Below are 19,683 nucleotides of genomic sequence, written 5' to 3'. Positions count from 1 at the left end.
TCCTTGTTTTATCGGGTTATTTGTCTGCTGACAGGCGAAACCCTACAGATTTATAAGAAAGCCTTAAGTGAGATATCTGTCAGATAAGAACAATTAGGAAAATATTTATATCACCATGATAAATATGTGATTTATTGGGAAGTAACAAACCATCAACATTTTCTGCCCTTTTTCCCATCACCAGGCCATACTGATATTTTTCCTCGCACAAAGGACTCGGCATGAAACTCGTCGGTAGCTACACCAGCCCGTTTGTACGCAAACTTTCTATTCTGTTGTTAGAAAAGGGCATAACTTTCGAATTTATTAATGAACTGCCCTATAACGCGGACAACGGCGTGGCGCAATTTAACCCGTTAGGAAAAGTGCCGGTGCTGGTGACCGAAGAGGGCGAATGCTGGTTTGATTCGCCGATCATCGCTGAATATATTGAATTAATGAATGTCGCTCCGGCGATGTTGCCGCGCGATCCGCTGGAGTCGTTGCGGGTGCGCAAAATTGAGGCGCTGGCGGATGGCATTATGGATGCCGGACTGGTATCGGTGCGTGAACAGGCGCGTCCGGCGGCGCAGCAGTCTGAAGATGAATTGTTACGCCAGCGGGAGAAAATCAACCGCAGTCTGGATGTGCTGGAAGGATATCTGGTCGATGGCACACTCAAAACCGATACGGTCAATCTGGCGACTATCGCCATTGCCTGTGCCGTCGGATATCTCAATTTCCGCCGCGTTGCGCCAGGTTGGTGTGTCGACCGCCCACACTTAGTCAAACTGGTCGAAAACCTGTTTAGCCGCGAAAGTTTTGCTCGCACCGAACCGCCAAAGGCTTGATGCGCGATATGTCCTCCTGACCCATCTCACGTTACAATCCGTGGTTATGTTAAACGCCCTTCTCCGTGTGAGAGGGCCTTGATCAGCCAGGTTTCCTATGACAACCGAAACGCGTTCCCTCTATAGTCAACTTCCGGCTATTGATCGCTTATTGCGCGATAGCTCCTTCCTTTCTTTGCGTGATACTTATGGTCACACCCGCGTGGTGGAATTGCTGCGTCAGATGCTTGACGAAGCGCGAGAAGTGATTCGTGACAGCCAGACGCTGCCCGCATGGTGTGAAAACTGGGCGCAAGAAGTCGATGCCCGACTGACGAAGGAGGCGCAGAGCGCGCTGCGTCCGGTGATCAACCTGACGGGAACCGTGCTGCATACCAATCTTGGGCGAGCTTTACAGGCAGAAGCCGCAGTGGAAGCCGTTGCGCAGGCTATGCGTTCGCCAGTGACCCTCGAGTACGATCTGGACGACGCCGGACGCGGACATCGCGATCGGGCGCTGGCGCAGCTGCTGTGCCGCATTACGGGAGCGGAAGATGCCTGTATCGTTAATAACAATGCGGCGGCGGTGTTATTGATGTTGGCGGCCACTGCCAGCGGGAAAGAGGTGGTGGTATCTCGCGGCGAACTGGTGGAGATTGGCGGCGCGTTTCGTATTCCTGATGTCATGCGTCAGGCAGGCTGCACCCTACACGAAGTGGGGACCACCAACCGCACGCACGCTAATGATTATCGTCAGGCGGTGAATGAAAATACCGCGCTGTTGATGAAAGTACATACCAGTAACTACAGCATTCAGGGATTCACCAAAGCGATAGATGAAGCGGAACTGGTGGCGCTCGGCAAAGAGCTGGATGTTCCCGTAGTGACTGATTTAGGCAGTGGCTCGCTGGTTGATCTTAGCCAGTACGGTTTGCCGAAAGAGCCAATGCCGCAGGAGTTGATTGCGGCGGGTGTCAGTCTGGTGAGCTTCTCCGGCGACAAGTTGTTAGGCGGGCCGCAGGCAGGAATTATTGTTGGTAAAAAAGAGATGATCGCCCGCCTGCAAAGCCACCCGCTGAAGCGTGCATTACGCGCGGATAAAATGACCCTCGCGGCGCTGGAAGCCACGTTGCGTCTTTATTTACACCCTGAAGCACTGAGTGAAAAATTACCGACCCTGCGCCTGCTTACCCGCAGCGCAGAGGTCATTCAAATCCAGGCACAACGTTTACAGGCCCCCCTTGCCGCACATTACGGCGCGGAGTTTGCGGTACAGGTTATGCCATGTCTTTCGCAGATTGGCAGTGGTTCGCTGCCGGTTGATCGCCTGCCGAGCGCGGCATTAACGTTTACACCCCATGATGGACGCGGTAGCCACCTTGAGTCATTAGCCGCCCGCTGGCGTGAATTGCCAGTGCCGGTGATTGGTCGTATTTATGACGGACGATTGTGGCTGGATTTACGCTGCCTTGAAAATGAGCAACGGTTTTTGGAGATGTTGTTGAAATGATTATTGCGACTGCCGGACACGTTGACCACGGCAAAACAACCTTATTGCAGGCGATTACTGGCGTAAATGCCGACCGTCTGCCGGAAGAAAAAAAGCGCGGCATGACCATCGATCTCGGTTATGCCTACTGGCCGCAGCCGGATGGTCGCGTGCCTGGTTTTATCGACGTACCCGGTCATGAAAAGTTTCTTTCCAACATGCTGGCGGGCGTTGGTGGTATCGATCACGCGCTGTTGGTGGTGGCGTGCGATGACGGCGTGATGGCTCAGACTCGTGAGCATCTGGCGATTTTGCAGCTGACCGGTAACCCGATGCTGACAGTGGCGCTGACCAAAGCCGATCGCGTGGACGAAGCGCGTGTTGATGAGGTTGAACGCCAGGTAAAGGAGGTGCTGCGGGAATACGGTTTTGCTGAGGCAAAACTGTTTATCACCGCAGCAACCGAAGGTCGGGGAATTGATGCCCTGCGCGAGCATTTGCTTCAGTTACCAGAACGTGAACACGCCAGCCAACATAGTTTCCGCCTCGCGATCGACCGTGCATTTACCGTAAAAGGTGCCGGGCTGGTCGTCACCGGTACGGCGTTAAGCGGGGAAGTGAAGGTAGGCGATTCACTCTGGCTGACTGGTGTAAATAAACCGATGCGTGTACGTGCGCTGCATGCACAAAACCAGCCAACAGAAACCGCCCATGCCGGGCAGCGTATCGCGCTTAACATCGCGGGTGATGCGGAAAAAGAGCAGATTAACCGTGGCGACTGGCTGCTTACCGATGCGCCGCCGGAGCCGTTCACACGGGTGATTGTCGAGCTTCAAACCCATACACCGCTGACCCAGTGGCAGCCGCTGCATATTCACCACGCCGCCAGCCACGTCACGGGACGCGTTTCGCTGCTGGAAGATAACCTTGCCGAGCTGGTATTCGACACGCCGCTGTGGCTGGCGGATAACGATCGCTTAGTGCTGCGCGATATCTCGGCCCGCAACACGCTGGCGGGGGCGCGTGTGGTGATGCTTAACCCGCCGCGTCGCGGTAAGCGTAAGCCGGAATATCTGCAATGGCTGGCGTCTCTTGCACGAGCGCAGAGCGATGCCGATGCGTTATCTGTTCATCTGGAACGCGGAGCGGTTAACCTTGCAGATTTCGCCTGGGCACGGCAGCTCAACGGCGAAGGGATGCGCGAACTGCTGCAACAGCCTGGCTATATTCAGGCTGGTTATAGCTTGTTGAATGCGCCGGTTGCCGCCCGCTGGCAGCGGAAAATTCTCGACACATTAGCGACTTATCATGAGCAACATCGCGATGAACCTGGTCCTGGGCGCGAACGTCTGCGACGTATGGCGTTGCCAATGGAAGATGAAGCGCTGGTACTGTTGCTGATTGAAAAGATGCGCGAAAGCGGCGACATCCTCAGTCATCACGGCTGGCTGCATCTGCCGGATCACAAAGCGGGCTTCAGCGAAGAGCAGCAGGCCATCTGGCAAAAAGCAGAGCCACTGTTTGGTGACGAACCGTGGTGGGTGCGAGACCTGGCAAAAGAGACGGGAACCGACGAGCAGGCAATGCGTCTGACGCTACGTCAGGCGGCGCAGCAGGGGATAATTACCGCGATCGTTAAAGATCGTTATTACCGTAACGATCGGATTGTCGAGTTTGCCAATATGATCCGCGATCTCGATCAGGAATGTGGTTCAACCTGCGCGGCGGATTTCCGCGATCGCTTAGGCGTAGGCCGAAAGCTGGCAATTCAGATTTTGGAATATTTTGACCGCATTGGCTTTACGCGTCGTCGTGGAAATGATCATTTATTGCGCGACGCATTATTATTTCCGGAAAAATAAGGAAATGATTAATTAAGTTTTAAAATAAATTAATACAAAATTCTTATGAATTTAAAAAAAGCACATTGTTTAATGAATACAATGTGCTTTTTATTAGATTAATTTTGATAATCAATAATACTGATCATATTTTTGAATGAAAATCCTCAGTAAGCTGCCCGCCCTTTTTTACACTTTCAGGAGTGTGTTATGGCAGCTTCAACCTTTTTTATTCCTTCCGTGAATGTTATTGGTGCTGATTCATTGAATGATGCAATGAATATGATGGCAGATTATGGATTTACCCGTACCTTAATTGTCACTGACAATATGTTAACGAAATTGGGTATGGCGGGTGATGTGCAAAAAGCACTGGAAGAACGCAATATTTTTAGCGTTATTTATGATGGCACCCAACCTAACCCCACCACGGAAAACGTCGCTGCAGGTTTGAAATTACTTAAAGAAAATAATTGCGATAGCGTGATTTCCTTAGGCGGTGGTTCTCCACACGACTGCGCAAAAGGTATTGCGCTGGTGGCAGCCAATGGTGGCGATATTCGCGATTACGAAGGCGTTGACCGCTCTGCAAAACCGCAGCTGCCGATGATCGCCATCAATACCACGGCGGGTACGGCCTCTGAAATGACCCGTTTCTGCATCATCACTGACGAAGCGCGTCATATCAAAATGGCGATTGTTGATAAACATGTAACTCCGTTGCTTTCTGTCAATGACTCCTCGCTGATGATCGGTATGCCGAAGTCACTGACCGCCGCAACGGGTATGGATGCCTTAACACACGCTATCGAAGCGTATGTTTCTATCGCTGCAACGCCGATCACTGACGCTTGTGCACTGAAAGCGGTGACCATGATTGCCGAAAACCTGCCGTTAGCCGTTGAAGATGGCAGCAATGCTAAAGCGCGTGAAGCAATGGCTTATGCCCAGTTCCTCGCTGGTATGGCGTTCAACAACGCATCTCTTGGTTATGTTCATGCGATGGCGCACCAACTGGGCGGTTTCTACAACCTGCCACACGGTGTATGTAATGCTGTTCTGCTGCCACACGTTCAGGTGTTCAACAGCAAAGTCGCTGCTGCGCGTCTGCGTGACTGTGCTGCTGCCATGGGCGTTAACGTGACAGGCAAAAATGACGCGGAAGGCGCAGAAGCGTGCATCAATGCCATCCGTGAACTGGCGAAGAAAGTGAATATCCCGGCAGGCCTGCGTGACCTGAACGTGAAAGAAGAGGATTTCGCGGTACTGGCCACCAATGCCCTGAAAGATGCGTGTGGGTTTACTAACCCGATTCAGGCAACTCACGAAGAGATTGTGGCAATTTATCGCGCTGCGATGTAATCATCATTCCCCCAATGGCTGGCTAATTGTCAGCCATTTTTTAAACTATCTCAAAATTTGCGATTTTTGAGAGAGTTTTAGTTATCTCTGTAATCCTTGCCCGTAAATTCGTGATAGCCGTCGTAAAGCTGTTACCGACTGGCGAAGATTTCGCCAGCCACGTCTACCCTTGTTATACCTCACACCGCAAGGAGACGATCATGACCAATAATCCCCCTTCAGCACAGATTAAGCCCGGCGAGTATGGTTTCCCCCTCAAGTTAAAAACCCGCTATGACAACTTTATTGGCGGCGAATGGGTAGCCCCTGCCGATGGTGAGTATTACCAGAACCTGACGCCGGTGACCGGGCAGCTGCTGTGCGAAGTGGCGTCTTCGGGCAAACGAGACATCGATCTGGCGCTGGATGCTGCGCACAAAGTGAAAGATAAATGGGCGCATACTTCGGTGCAGGATCGTGCGGCGATTCTGTTTAAGATTGCCGATCGAATGGAACAAAACCTTGAACTGTTAGCGACGGCTGAAACCTGGGATAACGGCAAACCCATTCGCGAAACCAGTGCTGCTGATGTACCGCTGGCGATTGACCATTTCCGCTATTTCGCCTCGTGTATTCGGGCGCAGGAAGGCGGGATCAGTGAAGTTGATAGCGAAACCGTGGCCTATCATTTCCATGAACCGTTAGGCGTGGTGGGGCAGATTATCCCGTGGAACTTCCCGCTGCTGATGGCGAGCTGGAAAATGGCTCCCGCGCTGGCGGCGGGCAACTGTGTGGTGCTGAAACCCGCACGTCTTACCCCGCTTTCTGTACTGCTGCTAATGGAAATCGTCGGTGATTTACTGCCGCCGGGCGTGGTGAACGTGGTTAACGGCGCTGGTGGGGAAATTGGCGAATATCTGGCGACCTCGAAACGCATCGCCAAAGTGGCGTTTACCGGCTCAACGGAAGTGGGCCAACAAATTATGCAGTACGCCACGCAAAATATTATTCCGGTAACCCTGGAACTGGGCGGTAAGTCGCCAAATATCTTCTTTGCTGATGTGATGGATGAAGAAGATGCCTTTTTCGATAAAGCGCTGGAAGGCTTTGCACTGTTTGCCTTTAACCAGGGCGAAGTTTGCACCTGTCCAAGCCGTGCTTTAGTGCAGGAGTCTATCTACGAACGCTTCATGGAACGCGCCATCCGCCGTGTTGAAAGTATTCGTAGCGGTAACCCGCTCGACAGCGTGACGCAAATGGGCGCGCAGGTTTCTCACGGGCAACTGGAAACCATCCTCAACTACATTGATATTGGTAAAAAAGAGGGCGCAGACGTGCTCACCGGCGGGCGGCGCAAGCTGCTGGAAGGCGAACTGAAAGACGGCTACTACCTCGAACCGACGATTCTGTTTGGTCAGAATAATATGCGCGTGTTCCAGGAGGAGATTTTTGGCCCGGTGCTGGCGGTAACCACCTTCAAAACAATGGACGAGGCGCTGGAGCTGGCGAATGACACGCAATATGGCCTGGGCGCGGGCGTCTGGAGCCGCAACGGTAATCTGGCCTATAAGATGGGGCGCGGCATACAGGCCGGGCGCGTGTGGACCAACTGTTATCACGCTTACCCGGCACATGCGGCGTTTGGTGGCTACAAACAATCAGGTATCGGCCGTGAAACCCACAAGATGATGCTGGAGCATTACCAGCAAACCAAGTGCCTGCTGGTGAGCTACTCGGATAAACCGTTGGGGCTGTTCTGATGTAAGAAGCTGGTCGCATCGGGTATTCATTGCCTGATGCGACGTTTGCGCGTTTTACCAATTCAAATGTCTACGTCTTGAATGACTGAATATTGATTGAACTTAATTACGAGTCTCCTCGCATCTTTTCAACAAGTTACTGCACACCGTTATTCTCCTTCCGAGCGAGTCAACTTTATCCCCCTGACGGCCCATATAAATCGCGCTATCGTGATTGTTATCGCTAATTGTGTGTGTATCGTGTGTATAATCATGGAAGGGCAGGGATGTGAAAAGTGCAGACGTGATCGCCATCCTGAAGCAGCATGGCTGGGAACATATTCGAACCCGTGGCAGTCATCATCAGTTCCGCCACCCTGTTCATCCGGGTCTGGTGACGGTTCCGCACCCTAAAAAAGATATTAAGCCCGGTACGCTGGCGCAAATTGGGCGTCAGGCTGGTTTAACATTTTAAAATTTCAGGAGGCAATATGTTTTATCCCGCCTATATCCACAGTGATCCTGACGGCAGCGCCAGCGGTTTTTTCCCTGATGTTCCAGGCTGTTATTTTGCTGGTGATACGCTGGACAACGCTTTCCAGGATGCGCGAAGTGCACTGGTCGCGCACTTCGAAACCTTATGCGAGATGAATGAAGAGTTGCCGCTTCCAGGCTCTGTGGAAACACATCTGGTCCAGCGTGCGCAGGACTTTATTGGTGGGCAATGGTTGCTGGTGGATATCAATATGAATCAGTTCGAAGGTCGGGCTGAACGTATCAATATTACGATGCCGAAAAGGTTACTGAACAAGATTGATACCTACGTGCGCAATAACCCAGACTACGCCAACAGAAGTGCGTTTCTGGCAGAAGCTGCCCGGCGTGTATTGCCGGGCGTTTAATCTCGCGTTTCGATGGTTGGCGGGCAACCGCACCGATATGTTGATACTGATAAGACGCGTTAAGCGTCGCATCATGCGCTGGTTTCCTCATTCACCCAGATCCGCATTTCGCCTTCACCCCGGTTAGCCCAGCTAAACCACGGGATAAATGTCAGAGTTTGCGGCTGGCGTTTGGCTGGGGCATAGTCGTAATGCCACAACGGTTGTTGTTCTGGATTGCTCTGTTCACACCGGTAACCCGGTGCCTGGATTAAGATCTTATGGCGGAACAATCCCTTGCCGTCAAAGGTCGTAAATGGCGCATCGGTAGGCAGCCACAGGTTATGCAGTGACTCGCCGTTGTCGGCCTGTTCCAGGCAATACACCAGCGGGCCGCGCTGAATCGCCACTTTTCCGGCGACGTGACGCACCAGAGGGTTACCGTAAACGCGACGTACCGGCATTGGCAAAGTCAGATTCAGCGTGTCGCCCTCCTGCCATTCGCGGGTAATGTGCAAATACCCTTTACGAATATCCTGCTCGACCTCTTCCCCATTCAATATGATCTGCGGCTGTATGCACCAGTCCGGCAGACGTAAAGCCAGCGTATGACGCACCGGCTGGGGCGATTCAACCGCAATTGTCACCTGTTCCTGCCACGGATAGTTTCCGCTAACCCGCAGACGCAGCGTGCCATTTTCTACCGGCACTTCCATGCTGTTTCCTGCGTAGATGTTGATATACAACGCATCTTCACGCGGCGTGTAGAGATAATGACCAATCGAGGTTAGCACGCGGGCGATATTTGGCGGACAACAAGCGCAACCAAACCAACGCTGGCGGATCGGCTTAACGTGATCGTAGATATGGTTGAATTTTAACGTTTTTGGATGCACTTCCAGCGGATTCACATAGAAGAAATGTTTGCCATCCAGCGCCATGCCGCCGAGCACGGTGTTGTACAGTGCGCGCTCCATCACATCGGCATATTGACTGTCGCCTTCCATTTCCAGCATTCGCCGGGCGAACATCATCAGGCCGATGGAAGCACAGCTTTCGGCGTATACCGTGTCATTCGGCAGATCGTAATCGCTGCTGAACGCTTCGCCGCTGCTTTGTGAGCCAATGCCGCCGGTAATATATAACTGACGCTGGGCCATATTGTTCCACAGCCGCAGGCAGTCCTGACGCTTGCTTTCATCGTGACTTAAACGCGCGAGATGCGCGACGCCGGTCATCAGGTAGACAAAACGTACTGCGTGACCAATGGCGGTTTGCTGCTGTGCGATGGGCAAATGCGCCTGGCTGTAGGCTTTGTCTTTCACCATCCACGCCGGGCCGTAGGTGTGCCAGTGCGAGGTCTGCCCGCGCTTTTCATATTCCTGGTCGTAATAGTGCGGTTGCGCACCACGCTGTTCGACAAAATAGTTCGTCAGCGCCAGGTAGCGCGGCTCTTCAGTCACTTCATACAGGCGCATTAGTGCCAGTTCAATTTCCGGGTGACCGGGATAACCGTGTAACTTACTTTCACCTGGACCAAATACGCTGTCGATATGATCGGCCAGGCGGCAAACGACCTCCAGCAAGCGCCGCTTGCCCGTGGCCTGGAAGAAGGCGACTCCGGCTTCAATCAGATGACCGGCGCAGTAAAGTTCATGACACTCCGCCAGATTGCTCCAGCGTTCTTCGGGCGCTTTTACCGTAAAGTAAGTATTGAGATAGCCATCTTCGCACTGGGCGGAAGCGACCAGTTCGATTACCTCGTCAGCGGTTTTTTCCAGTTCGGCATCCGGCTTCTGGCACAGCGACCAGGCTACCGCTTCCAGCCATTTGGCGACGTCGCTGTCCTGAAACACCATCCCGTAAAATTCACCGTCTTGCAGTCCTGCGGCAATGCGAAAGTTTTCAATCGCATGGCTAGGTTCCGCTTCTGGGATACGATCGTTCAAGGCATCCCACTGATAAGGAATCACCACGTCGCGGACCAGTTGTTGGTACTGACCGAGGAACGGATCGCTGACCGTCAGTTTATGCAGATCGACTTCCGAAATGTTCATCTTGTGCTCCTTAAGGCTGTACATGACGCTGACGCAGGTCGCTAGCTATGCGTGACATCATAGGGTTATTGAGTTTGCAAAAGCGGATCGCCATCGCCAGCAGCAGGTGGAATAGCGCAGGCAGCAATGTTTCCATCGCCGCGATCCCGCCAAGCGAACTGGCGGTCTGGTTTTCCACGCCTGGCTGGTAGGCGACAAAAATAAACAGCAGGCTGATGATCCCGGCGCTGGAGGCCCAGGCCAGCTTGATGAAAAACAGATTGAAGGCGAAGTTCATGCCGGAAGAACGTACGCGGGTTTTCCACTCGCCGTAGTCATCGGCAAAGGCCATCAATGAGAAGTGCAGTGGCAATGTGAAGCCAAGAATCACGCCATTACCGAGGATCACCGCCAGCCACAGCGTTTGATAAGCCGGGCCAGAAGGCAGGAACCACATCAACACCGCCAGCGCAGCGAGGAGCAGGTTGGTGTAGTAGTAAATTTTGACGGTATCGAAACGCCGCGTTAATGGGCTGACAATCACCGAGCCGATAATGGAGGCGAAGGTGACCATGGTGAAGAACAGCGACGTGTAGCCCGTACTGCCTTGTAAGACGTAGGTAATGAAGTACATATACCCACCGCCGCGAATATTAAAGACGTTAATCAGCAGGAAAGACATGACCAGCATCAGCAGCAGTTGGTCGTTGTTTCGCAGCCCGGCAAGATGTTCGCGCAGGGTAAATTTCCCCATTGTGGAGAGTGGCACCCGTTCACGAACCCAGAAGAAACAGCACAGGAACATCACCACGGCAATGGCGCACAATACGCCGACGCCCAGTTGATAGCCGCGCGCGGCATTACCCTGACCGAAGAGATCTACCATCCACGGTAAGCCTACCGAAACCAGAAATCCCGCCACGCCGCAGAGAACGAATCGCCAGGACTGGCAGGAGATCACTTCATTGTGGCGGGTGGTCATGGTGTTGATCAGCGCGCAGTACGGCACGTTGATGGCGGTATAACCGACTGAAAGGAGCAGGTAAGTGCCGAACGCCCAGGCGATTTTTACTCCCATGCTGGCATCTGGCACGGTGAACGTCAGGATGCCGATAATGCCGATGGGAATGGCAATCCACAACTGCCACGGACGAAAGCGCCCCCAGCGACTTTGCGTCCGGTCGGCAATGACGCCCATCACCGGGTCGGAGATGGCATCAAACACGCGCAGTGCAATAAACAGCGTGCCGACCAGCGCCGGAGTTAAGCCAAAAACGTCGGTGTAGAAAAAGGTGAGAAAGTTCATGATCAGGCAAGTTATTACGGTGCCGCCTGCGTCACCCAGGCCGTAGCCTATTTTTTCCCGTACAGATAACGCATCGTCAATTTTACCTTTAGCGATATCAGCGGTAGTAATCGGTGTAGAGGTCATAGATGTTCCTCGTGAATAGGGTGCAATTTTTAGTTTTATTGCAATGACATGATTAATTCTGCCGTGAACGGGAATATCAACAAGGCGAGAAAAGAGTAAAAAAAGGTGACGATTCCGACCTGAATTTAAAAGTGTGAATTGGATCAGGTGAAATTAATGTTTTTGATTAATAATCAAAAGGTAATGTGTTTAATCATTAATGAATAAGCGGGAAATTACATATTAATGCTCGAATTATCCATGACGTTACCGATTAAAGTGCAAAATGGTGGATTATTTATTTCCCGTGGCGTAGGGAGGCATCCGGCAAGGCGGCTGGAGTCATGGGAAATTATCTTTGTCGAAAAAGGTCGATTAGCGATTCAGGAAGAAGAGCGGATATTTCTGGTCGATGCGGGAGAGAGTTTATTACTCTGGCCGAACCGACAGCATGTTGGGGTAGAGGATTTTCCCGCCGATCTCAAATTTTACTGGCTGCATTTTGAGGTTAAAGCGCCGGATAGCGACCCGCGCTGGCTCACTCATCTTAGCGTGCCGCAACAAACGAAGGTTGCCGATCCGCAGGCGCTGGTGGCCCTGTTTCGCCAGTTCTTAAGCGAACAGGAAAAGCATCAACGCACTCCGGCGCTGGAGTTTATTGTGCTGCTGATTTTGCAGCAACTCACCCGTGACGCGCGTCTTGATGAACAGGCCGATGCCGCAGGTACCACGCTTGCCTGGAAAGCGCAGAAACTGATCCGCACGCAATATCATCGCCCGCTTTCTACGGCGCTTTTAGCCCGCGAGCTGTACTGCAATGCCGATTATCTTGGGCGTGTCTATCGGCGGGTGTTTCATCTGACGTTAACAGAAGCAATCCATCGCCAGCGAGTGCGCGAAGCCGAAAAGCTGTTAATTAGCGAAGCGCGATCGCTCACGGAAGTGGCGGCGTTGTGCGGGTTTAATGACGTTGGTTATTTCCGACAGATTTTTCGCAAACACACCGGTTTAACGCCAGCTGCGTGGAAGCGACGTTACAGCAAGGAACATATCAATTCGTAGTGCCGGGGCGATGAAGCCCCGGCGTGAGGGATTACTGCCCGTAATAGGCATTGGCCCCATGCTTACGCAGGTAGTGCTTATCCAACAGTTCGTTTTGCATCGCAGGGAGTTGCGGCGCAAGCTGGCGCGAGAACAGGCCCATATAGGCGCACTCTTCCAGCACTACGGCATTATGCACCGCATCGGCGGCGTTTTTACCCCAGGCGAACGGGCCGTGAGAATGCACCAGTACCGCCGGGATTTGCGCCGGACTCCTGCCGCGTTCTTCGAAAGTTTCAATGATCACTTCGCCGGTCTGGTATTCATACTCGCCGTTGATCTCCTCTGCGGTCATCTGTCGCGTGCAGGGGATGGCACCATAGAAATAATCGGCGTGCGTGGTGCCCCAGGCGGGGAGATCCAGCCCGGCCTGTGACCAGATGGTGGCGTGGCGCGAGTGGGTATGCACAATGCCACCGATTTCGGCATAGCGACGGTAAAGCGCCAGATGCGTTGGCGTGTCGGACGAGGGCTTTTTGCTGCCTTCTACCACCTTACCGCTGGCTATCTCAACCACCACCATATCGTCGGCGGTCATCACGTCGTACTCGACGCCGGAAGGTTTGATTACCATCCATTGCCGCGCTTCGTCTACCGCGCTGACATTGCCCCAGGTGAACGTCACCAGATGGTGAGCGGGAAGCGCCAGATTCGCCGCCAGCACGTCGGCTTTCAGTTGCTCTAACATATAAATCCAGCCTCCTGCATACGCGCTTCAATCCAGCGCCGCGCCTGAATAATCTCCAGCACCGGCTCTTTGGCTTTTTCGGTCCACATCTCAATCAGGAAAGAACCGCGATAGTTCAGTTCATGCAGCGTTTTGAAGATGCCAACGAAATCGACGCAGCCTTCGCCAAACGGCACATCACGGAACTGTCCGGGATTTTGCCCGGTGACTGGCTGGGTGTCTTTCAGGTGGATCGCGGCGATACGGTCAATGCCCAGTTTCAGTTCGGCGGGAACATCATTGCCCCAGGCGCTGAGGTTGCCGACGTCCGGGTAGACGGTGAACCACGGCGAGGCGAGCATCTCGTCCCATTTTTTCCATTTGCTGATGGAGTTCATAAACGCGGTATCCATAATCTCCACTGCCAGCATGACTTGTGATGCCGCCGCCTGTTCGACCGCCCACGCCAGCCCTTCTGCAAAACGTTGCTGGGTGCCTTCGTCGTGGTCTTCGTAATAGACGTCATAACCCGCCAGTTGAATGGTGCGAATGCCGAGATCGCGCGCCAGACGAATCGCTTTACTCATGATCTCCCGTGCTCGCTGGCGTACCGCGTCGTCACGGCTACCAAAAGGAAAGCGACGATGTGCGGACAGGCACATCGACGGGATCCCAACACCCGTTTCGATCATCGCGGCAACCAGCGAAGTCCTTTGTGTGGCGCTCCAGTCAAGGCGTGACAAACGTTCGTCGGTTTCATCCACCGACATTTCGACAAAATCAAAGCCGCAGCTTTTTGCCAGCACCAGCCGCTCAGGCCAGGAGAGATCTTTCGCCAGCGCTTTTTCATAAATCCCTAACGGATGATTACGCACGCGCGCCTCCCCAGATGGCATCAATTTGCGCATGGAAATCGCCAGCCACCTGCGCCGGATTTGCTGCGCCTGCCAGTGCTCGTCCGGCAATAAACGCTTTCACGTGGATATCTTTAAACAGCGGCAGGTCAGCAGGGGTAATCCCGCCGGTAATGGAAAGCTCAAGGCCGATATCGGAAAGCGCCTTCATGCGTGCCAGATCGGCCTCGCCCCACTGTTGCCCGCTGGCCTGTGCGTCACGACCGCGATGATAAATGGCCTGCCGCACGCCAATACGATGCCAGTCGCGGGCGTCGTCCAGCGTCCAGTTACCGAACAACTCGATCTGAATTTCACCACCGCAGCGTTGCGCCATCGCGTGGCCTTTTTCCACCGTCGCGAGCGGCGCGGCGCAGATGATGGTCATCCAGTTGGCACCCGCGCCAAACGCCTGTTGCGCGAGCGTTTCACCAGCGTCGGCGACCTTCCAGTCAGCAACGATGATTTTGTCCGGGCATTGTTCGCGTAAGGCTTTCACTGCGCCAAGCCCTTCGTTTAAACAGAGAATGGTGCCCGCTTCGACGATATCGACGCTGTCTTTTAACAGCGTCACGTCGCGCTGCGCGGCTTCAAGTGATGAGTGGTCGAGGGCCAGTTGCAGAAGTGGTCGGCTCATAATGTGTGCTCCTTGATGCGGGCGTGAAAGCCCTGAAGTGCGGCAATGAGATGCTGATAGCGTTGGTATTTTTGTTGGTAAAGCTGATGGGCGGTCATATCCGGCAGCAGGGTGCGTACCGGGTGCTGTAAATCACGTTGGGCTTCGCTGAAGTTGTGATAAACCCCGGTGCCGACGCGGGCGGCAAGCGCCGCGCCAAAACAGCCGGTTTCTTCCACCTGCGGCAGCTCGATACGCAGTCCGCTGACGTCCGCCAGCATTTGCATCCAGACATCGGAATGCGCCGGGCCGCCAGTGACGCGCAGGGTGTGCACATCAGTAAAACGTTCGCGCATCCGGTTGAGATGGGTCATATGGCTGAATACCACCCCTTCATAAATGGCCTGCAACAGGTGTGCGCGGGTGTGAATGGCCTGCATCCCGTAGAAACCGCTGGTCATCTCGAGTCCGGCGTTGCTGCCGTACAGGAACGGCAGGAAAAAGAGATCGCCACCGGCTTTCGGCAAGCTGGCAACGGCCTGGTTGATCTCATCAAACGAGATTTCTCCCCACTGTGCGGTAAACCATTCGAGGTTGCCGGAAGAGGTGGGGCTGGCTTCGTGAACGATAAATTGACCATCGTTAACGTAGCGACCATAGACATACGGATGCGCTTCACCGTCACGCAAACCGCTGGTTATGCCGCTGGTCACCGCCCAAGTGCCCATTACCGCATTGAGGGTAAATTCGTCTTCGATCCCGGCGCAGAGTGCGGTAGAAACCACATCAAACAGGCCGCCGACAACGGGCGTACCCGCTTTCAGACCGGTCAGTGCGGCTGTCTGAGCGGTGATCTCCCCGCAGATTTCGGCAGATCCGACAACAGGCGGCAGGGCGTGGTTGATTTCAGCGATCCCAAGCCAGTCGGTGAGGCACGGGTCATATTCCCCAAGACTCATGTTGTAGAGGTTGGACTCGGAAATATTGCTCTCTTCACAGCCTTTGACGCCGGTTAAACACCAGCGCAGGTAGTCGTGCGTCATCATCACGCAGCCAATTTGCGCGTAGCGTTCTGGTTTGTGCTCTTTCAGCCAGCGTAACAGCGACACCGGATGCCCGGTCCACAAGGTTTGTCGGGTCAGCGGGTAAAGTTTTTCCGGGATGCCATCTTCCTGCCAGCGACGAACGATTTCCATCGCCCGGCGGTCCGAGGACAAAATAGCATTCCCGAGCGGCTTGTCGTTTTTATCCAGCAAAAACAAGCCCTTTCCCTGTGCGGAGATACCGATACCCACTATTTGCTCCCCGCTGACACCAGAATGAGTAAGCAGGGCGCGAATGACAGCCATGCAGCATTGCCACAGTTCTGCCATATCGCGCTCTGCCCAGCCTGGCTGCGGGCTTAATGCGCACAGAGGCAGGCGCTGCACGCCTGCCTCCCGGCCTTCGCGGTCATACAGCCCGGCTTTCAGCCAGCTACCGCCACAATCTAACCCCAGCCAGTATTGCGTCATGGTTTATTGCACCTCATCCACGGCTTTCAGCAGCTCAGCGCCCTGCGGAACATCTTTAACAAACATGTCGCGGACCTGAGTACCCAGTGCGTCGCTAAAGGCTTTGCGGTCGAGATCGGTGATGACTTCCACGCCCGCTTCTTTCATGCCGTCGATGATTTTTTGCTGATCTTCGGCAACCAGTTTGCGCTGGTAGTTACCCGCTTCCTGCGCAGATGAGATCAGCGCCTGCTGGAACTCCGGGGTTAAGCCGTCAAACTTCGCTTTGTTGATCACCACCAGAAGCGGGGAATAGGCGTGATGGGTCAGAGAAAGGTATTTCTGCACTTCGAAAAATTTTGCTGACCAGACGACGTTGATAGGGTGTTCCTGAGCGTCGATAGTGCGGGTTTCCAGCCCGGTATAGACTTCGGCAAACGGCATCGGGATCGGGTTAGCGCCAAAGACTTTGAATGCGGCGATATTCATCGGACTATTGTTGGTGCGAATTTTCAGCCCTTTCAGGTCGGCAGGTGTTTTCACTGGCGCACGCGAGTTGGTGACATCGCGCCAGCCGTTTTCCCAATAGGCCAGTACTTTCAGTCCCTTACCTTCAAGGGAGACTTTCAGGTCATCACCGACTTTGCCGTCGAGCGTTTTATGCGCGTGGGCGGTATCGCGGAACAGGAAAGGGACATCAAGCAGGTTCATCACAGGTGACAATCCGGCAAAGTTATTCGAGCCGGACATTTCCATATCGATGGTGCCGCCACGCACGCCGCTGATCATCGCCTGTGCATTACCGAGGGTGCTATCCGGAAACAATTTTAATTTCAGTTCGCCTTTGGTTTTTTCCTGTAATAATTCATTGAATTTTTTCGCTGCAATATGTTGCGAGTCGGTTTGTGAGGTTTCATAACCGAAACGTAAAGATTGTGCCGCCAGTGAAGATGTACTGAATGCAGCCAGGCCAGAAATGAATAATGCGTAGGTTACAGAGCGTAATTTCATAATATTTTCCTTTTAATTAATCCATTTCAAAGGGAGGATGATGAGATCGGGAATAAAAACAAATACGACTAATAATGAATATAAAACCAGGACGTAAGGGAAAACGCCTCTGACTGCATCATCGAATTTGAGTTTTGCCACCCCTGAAATAACGTTAAGCACATTACCGATAGGCGGTGTAATTAAGCCGATTGAGCAGTTAATGATAAACATGACACCGAAATAAATCGGATCGATTCCTGCCTCTTTAACTAAAGGCATTAATACCGGGGTAAGAATTAATACCGTCGGCGTTAAATCCATGACCATGCCGACAATCAGGATAGCCACCATAATGACGATAAACAGCAGACGCGGTGAATCGACCAGCGGTTGCAGTAAATCAGAAACCATCATCGGCAGTTCAGCAATGGTGATCAGCCAGGCGGAAACTTGTGCCGAGGCCACCAGAAACATCACCACTGAGGTCGTTTTCGCCGCGCCAATAAGCACATGCCAAAGTGTGGCGAAGGTCATTTCACGGTAAATAACTGTGGCGACAAACAACGCATAGAAAGCAGCAACGGCCCCGGCTTCGGTAGGGGTAAACAGACCGGAGCGAAACCCGCCAATAATGATGACTGGAAGAAACAGCGCCCAGATACCGGAGACAAAAGAGTGCCAGATTTCCTGCATCGTTGCTTTTTGCTGGCGGGGTAAATTAAGGCGACTGGCCTGCCACCACCAGGTAAGCATCAGCGTTGCGCCCATCATCATGCCAGGGGCAATGCCCGCCATAAACAGCTTACTGATGGATAATCCGCTGGAAACGCCGAAAATAATAAACGGAATGGAAGGGGGAATAATTGGCGCGATAATGCCGCCAGAGGCAATCAGCCCCGCCGCCCGGTTGACCGGGTAGTTGGCGCTGCGCATCATCGGCACCAGTAGAGCGGCAACGGCGGCGGTATCCGCAACGGCAGAACCAGAAAGGCTTGCCATAATCATAGCCGCCAGCACGCCGACGTAGCCCAGCCCGCCTGGTTTATGCCCCACCAGTTTCATCGGCAGGTCAACAATGCGTTTTGACAAGCCGCCCGCATTCATGATTTCACCCGCCAGCACAAAGAACGGAATCGCCAGCAGGGAGAAGCTGTCGGCTCCGTTCACCAGCGTTTGTGCCATGATCTGGACATCAAACATCTCCAGCCAGAACATTAACGCCGCCCCGCACAACAACAGTGCCCAGGCAATAGGCAAACCGATAGCAATACCACCCAACAGACAGCCCAGAAAAATCAGCACAGCCATGATTAAGCTCCTTGCGGTGGCGTCGTTAGAGAATTGCTACGCGTGATGAGTTGATATAAATGACGCAGTTCAAAGAATGCGATAACGAGGCTGGTGGGCAGACAAGCGGCATACATCAGGCCGATGGGCAAACCGAGGATCGGTGAATAATCGCTCCAGTCCTGAATTGTTTTTAGCGTTGCGCCCCAGGCCAGTGCGCCACAAATAAATAAGATTAAGGAATGGGTAACCAGAGCGACTCGTCGCTGCCATGCGGGGGAGAGTTTCTCCACCAGAAAGGTGACCTGAACGTGGGCGTTATCCATAAAAGCCACAATCGCGCCAATAAATGTTAACCAGACAAATAAATAACGTGACAATTCATCTACAGATAAAATGCTTGTCTGAAAACCATATCTTAAAATAATGTTTATAAACACAATACAGGAAAGTACGGCGAGATTAATCGCCAGTATTGCTTCAAGTATTTTTTTCATAGCTATTCCTTGAGGCTATGTCTGTCATAATTCAAGTTGCATGTGCAGCAACCTAAATTATTAATATAGTTAGAGCAATAACATTACCCAGGCGTTCTGGCGTAGACGATTATTCGATTAATTCAGCGCTGTTAATGCGACTTTAACCACAATTTTTCGTATCTCAGAGGCTGTTTGCAGAATACAACCTGGTCGATGAACATCCTGCGGGAAGAAAATAGCGTAGCTGCCCGGTATCATTTCTATAAATGATTCATGTTCACTATCGTGATAAAAAATAATATCGCGCTGCTCTAATAGTGATTCGCTGACTTTATTATTTCCCGTATCAATAGCAATGCCGATTTTCTCTTCACCCCACGCCAGAAACTGAATATCGATATACCGACGATGCACTTCCGGACGGTTTTCCGCCGCTTCGCGTGTGGTTAAATCGATAATTTGCGCATAAATATTCTTGCCGTCGATTTCGACAACACCCGGCTCCAGGGCGTTGAAATCGGTAGCGCGCAGAAAATCGAGCGCCTTTTCAATGGCGGCAGGCAAACGGCACGGATTGGGTTGCGCGATATGTCCAAAAATCATGACT

General features: G+C 52.8%; 18 protein-coding genes. 8 read left to right on the top strand and 10 right to left on the bottom strand.

The genetic code is table 11. The annotated features are described in order from the left end of the window. Positions 1-221: 221 nt before the first annotated feature. The 7 genes from ACJHYD_RS22585 to ACJHYD_RS22555 all read left to right on the top strand — a co-directional run bounded on the left by ACJHYD_RS22585 (position 222) and on the right by ACJHYD_RS22555 (position 8,121). A complete protein-coding gene (locus tag ACJHYD_RS22585; RefSeq protein ID WP_000779792.1) occupies positions 222-830 on the top strand; it encodes a glutathione S-transferase in 609 nt (202 codons plus the stop codon). Between the two features lie 97 nt (positions 831-927). Next, complete coding sequence (selA, locus tag ACJHYD_RS22580) at positions 928-2,319, top strand: L-seryl-tRNA(Sec) selenium transferase (RefSeq protein ID WP_000206248.1); 1,392 nt, start codon at positions 928-930, stop codon at positions 2,317-2,319. Next, positions 2,316-4,160, top strand: a complete 1,845-nt coding sequence (selB, locus tag ACJHYD_RS22575) for a selenocysteine-specific translation elongation factor (RefSeq protein WP_001551838.1) — start codon at positions 2,316-2,318, stop codon at positions 4,158-4,160. Before selA ends, selB begins: the two co-directional genes overlap by 4 nt. A 189-nt stretch (positions 4,161-4,349) precedes the next feature. Next, positions 4,350-5,501 carry an L-threonine dehydrogenase gene (gene yiaY / locus ACJHYD_RS22570; RefSeq protein ID WP_000741501.1) on the top strand — a complete coding sequence of 384 codons (1,152 nt, stop codon included), beginning with the start codon at positions 4,350-4,352 and terminating at the stop codon, positions 5,499-5,501. Positions 5,502-5,701: 200 nt separating this feature from the next. Further along, on the top strand, positions 5,702-7,240 hold the full coding sequence (aldB, locus tag ACJHYD_RS22565) for an aldehyde dehydrogenase AldB (protein ID WP_001551836.1): 1,539 nt from the start codon (positions 5,702-5,704) through the stop codon (positions 7,238-7,240). 268 nt (positions 7,241-7,508) lie between these two features. After that, on the top strand, positions 7,509-7,694 hold the full coding sequence (locus ACJHYD_RS22560; RefSeq protein ID WP_000833473.1) for a type II toxin-antitoxin system HicA family toxin: 186 nt from the start codon (positions 7,509-7,511) through the stop codon (positions 7,692-7,694). A gap of 16 nt (positions 7,695-7,710) precedes the next feature. Next, complete coding sequence (locus tag ACJHYD_RS22555; protein WP_000499744.1) at positions 7,711-8,121, top strand: type II toxin-antitoxin system HicB family antitoxin; 411 nt, start codon at positions 7,711-7,713, stop codon at positions 8,119-8,121. Positions 8,122-8,192: 71 nt separating this feature from the next. Here ACJHYD_RS22555 and ACJHYD_RS22550 read toward each other — a convergent pair whose 3' ends face one another. After that, the gene (locus tag ACJHYD_RS22550) at positions 8,193-10,157 is read right to left on the bottom strand and encodes a glycoside hydrolase family 127 protein (protein ID WP_001551835.1); all 1,965 of its coding nucleotides are present in this window, start codon (positions 10,155-10,157) and stop codon (positions 8,193-8,195) included. A gap of 10 nt (positions 10,158-10,167) precedes the next feature. Then, entirely contained in the window at positions 10,168-11,568 is a 1,401-nt protein-coding gene (locus ACJHYD_RS22545) for an MFS transporter (RefSeq protein WP_000204811.1), read from the bottom strand. A 225-nt stretch (positions 11,569-11,793) separates the two neighbouring features. Between ACJHYD_RS22545 and ACJHYD_RS22540 the strand changes: the two genes are divergently transcribed. Continuing rightward, positions 11,794-12,609: an AraC family transcriptional regulator gene (locus tag ACJHYD_RS22540; RefSeq protein ID WP_000891823.1), complete on the top strand. Its 816-nt coding sequence runs from the start codon at positions 11,794-11,796 to the stop codon at positions 12,607-12,609. A 31-nt stretch (positions 12,610-12,640) separates the two neighbouring features. Here ACJHYD_RS22540 and araD read toward each other — a convergent pair whose 3' ends face one another. The 8 genes from araD to ACJHYD_RS22500 form a co-directional block, all read right to left on the bottom strand. Continuing rightward, positions 12,641-13,336, bottom strand: a complete 696-nt coding sequence (araD, locus tag ACJHYD_RS22535; protein WP_000893126.1) for an L-ribulose-5-phosphate 4-epimerase — start codon at positions 13,334-13,336, stop codon at positions 12,641-12,643. Then, positions 13,330-14,190 (bottom strand): L-ribulose-5-phosphate 3-epimerase, encoded by an 861-nt coding sequence (locus ACJHYD_RS22530; RefSeq protein ID WP_001551833.1) that lies wholly within the window; start codon positions 14,188-14,190, stop codon positions 13,330-13,332. Before ACJHYD_RS22530 ends, araD begins: the two co-directional genes overlap by 7 nt. After that, complete coding sequence (gene ulaD / locus ACJHYD_RS22525) at positions 14,183-14,845, bottom strand: 3-keto-L-gulonate-6-phosphate decarboxylase UlaD (protein WP_001551831.1); 663 nt, start codon at positions 14,843-14,845, stop codon at positions 14,183-14,185. The genes ACJHYD_RS22530 and ulaD overlap by 8 nt, the downstream gene beginning before the upstream one ends. After that, positions 14,842-16,338, bottom strand: a complete 1,497-nt coding sequence (gene lyxK, locus ACJHYD_RS22520) for an L-xylulokinase (protein WP_001551830.1) — start codon at positions 16,336-16,338, stop codon at positions 14,842-14,844. The genes ulaD and lyxK overlap by 4 nt, the downstream gene beginning before the upstream one ends. A 3-nt stretch (positions 16,339-16,341) precedes the next feature. Next, positions 16,342-17,328 (bottom strand): 2,3-diketo-L-gulonate TRAP transporter substrate-binding protein YiaO, encoded by a 987-nt coding sequence (gene yiaO / locus ACJHYD_RS22515; protein ID WP_001551829.1) that lies wholly within the window; start codon positions 17,326-17,328, stop codon positions 16,342-16,344. A 12-nt stretch (positions 17,329-17,340) separates the two neighbouring features. Continuing rightward, positions 17,341-18,618 carry a 2,3-diketo-L-gulonate TRAP transporter large permease YiaN gene (gene yiaN, locus ACJHYD_RS22510; RefSeq protein ID WP_000279612.1) on the bottom strand — a complete coding sequence of 426 codons (1,278 nt, stop codon included), beginning with the start codon at positions 18,616-18,618 and terminating at the stop codon, positions 17,341-17,343. Positions 18,619-18,620: 2 nt separating this feature from the next. Continuing rightward, positions 18,621-19,094 carry a 2,3-diketo-L-gulonate TRAP transporter small permease YiaM gene (gene yiaM / locus ACJHYD_RS22505; protein ID WP_001551827.1) on the bottom strand — a complete coding sequence of 158 codons (474 nt, stop codon included), beginning with the start codon at positions 19,092-19,094 and terminating at the stop codon, positions 18,621-18,623. A 117-nt stretch (positions 19,095-19,211) separates the two neighbouring features. Then, positions 19,212-19,679 (bottom strand): YhcH/YjgK/YiaL family protein, encoded by a 468-nt coding sequence (locus tag ACJHYD_RS22500; protein ID WP_000576069.1) that lies wholly within the window; start codon positions 19,677-19,679, stop codon positions 19,212-19,214. Positions 19,680-19,683 lie beyond the last annotated feature (4 nt).

Origin of the sequence: Escherichia sp. WS1368 (assembly GCF_046487485.1) — a bacterium.
GTDB lineage: Bacteria > Pseudomonadota > Gammaproteobacteria > Enterobacterales > Enterobacteriaceae > Escherichia > Escherichia coli.
The sequence above is the reverse complement of the archived record's forward strand: the minus strand, read 5'-3'. Positions and strand labels throughout refer to the sequence as shown.

Coding starts and splice junctions, on each gene's coding strand:
- ACJHYD_RS22585 (WP_000779792.1), top strand. CDS start 222: ATGAAACTCGTCGGTAGCTACACCAGCCCGTTTGTACGCAAACTTTCT.
- selA (WP_000206248.1), top strand. CDS start 928: ATGACAACCGAAACGCGTTCCCTCTATAGTCAACTTCCGGCTATTGAT.
- selB (WP_001551838.1), top strand. CDS start 2,316: ATGATTATTGCGACTGCCGGACACGTTGACCACGGCAAAACAACCTTA.
- yiaY (WP_000741501.1), top strand. CDS start 4,350: ATGGCAGCTTCAACCTTTTTTATTCCTTCCGTGAATGTTATTGGTGCT.
- aldB (WP_001551836.1), top strand. CDS start 5,702: ATGACCAATAATCCCCCTTCAGCACAGATTAAGCCCGGCGAGTATGGT.
- ACJHYD_RS22555 (WP_000499744.1), top strand. CDS start 7,711: ATGTTTTATCCCGCCTATATCCACAGTGATCCTGACGGCAGCGCCAGC.
- ACJHYD_RS22550 (WP_001551835.1), bottom strand. CDS start 10,157: ATGAACATTTCGGAAGTCGATCTGCATAAACTGACGGTCAGCGATCCG.
- ACJHYD_RS22545 (WP_000204811.1), bottom strand. CDS start 11,568: ATGACCTCTACACCGATTACTACCGCTGATATCGCTAAAGGTAAAATT.
- ACJHYD_RS22540 (WP_000891823.1), top strand. CDS start 11,794: ATGCTCGAATTATCCATGACGTTACCGATTAAAGTGCAAAATGGTGGA.
- araD (WP_000893126.1), bottom strand. CDS start 13,336: ATGTTAGAGCAACTGAAAGCCGACGTGCTGGCGGCGAATCTGGCGCTT.
- ulaD (WP_001551831.1), bottom strand. CDS start 14,845: ATGAGCCGACCACTTCTGCAACTGGCCCTCGACCACTCATCACTTGAA.
- lyxK (WP_001551830.1), bottom strand. CDS start 16,338: ATGACGCAATACTGGCTGGGGTTAGATTGTGGCGGTAGCTGGCTGAAA.
- yiaO (WP_001551829.1), bottom strand. CDS start 17,328: ATGAAATTACGCTCTGTAACCTACGCATTATTCATTTCTGGCCTGGCT.
- yiaN (WP_000279612.1), bottom strand. CDS start 18,618: ATGGCTGTGCTGATTTTTCTGGGCTGTCTGTTGGGTGGTATTGCTATC.
- yiaM (WP_001551827.1), bottom strand. CDS start 19,094: ATGAAAAAAATACTTGAAGCAATACTGGCGATTAATCTCGCCGTACTT.
- ACJHYD_RS22500 (WP_000576069.1), bottom strand. CDS start 19,679: ATGATTTTTGGACATATCGCGCAACCCAATCCGTGCCGTTTGCCTGCC.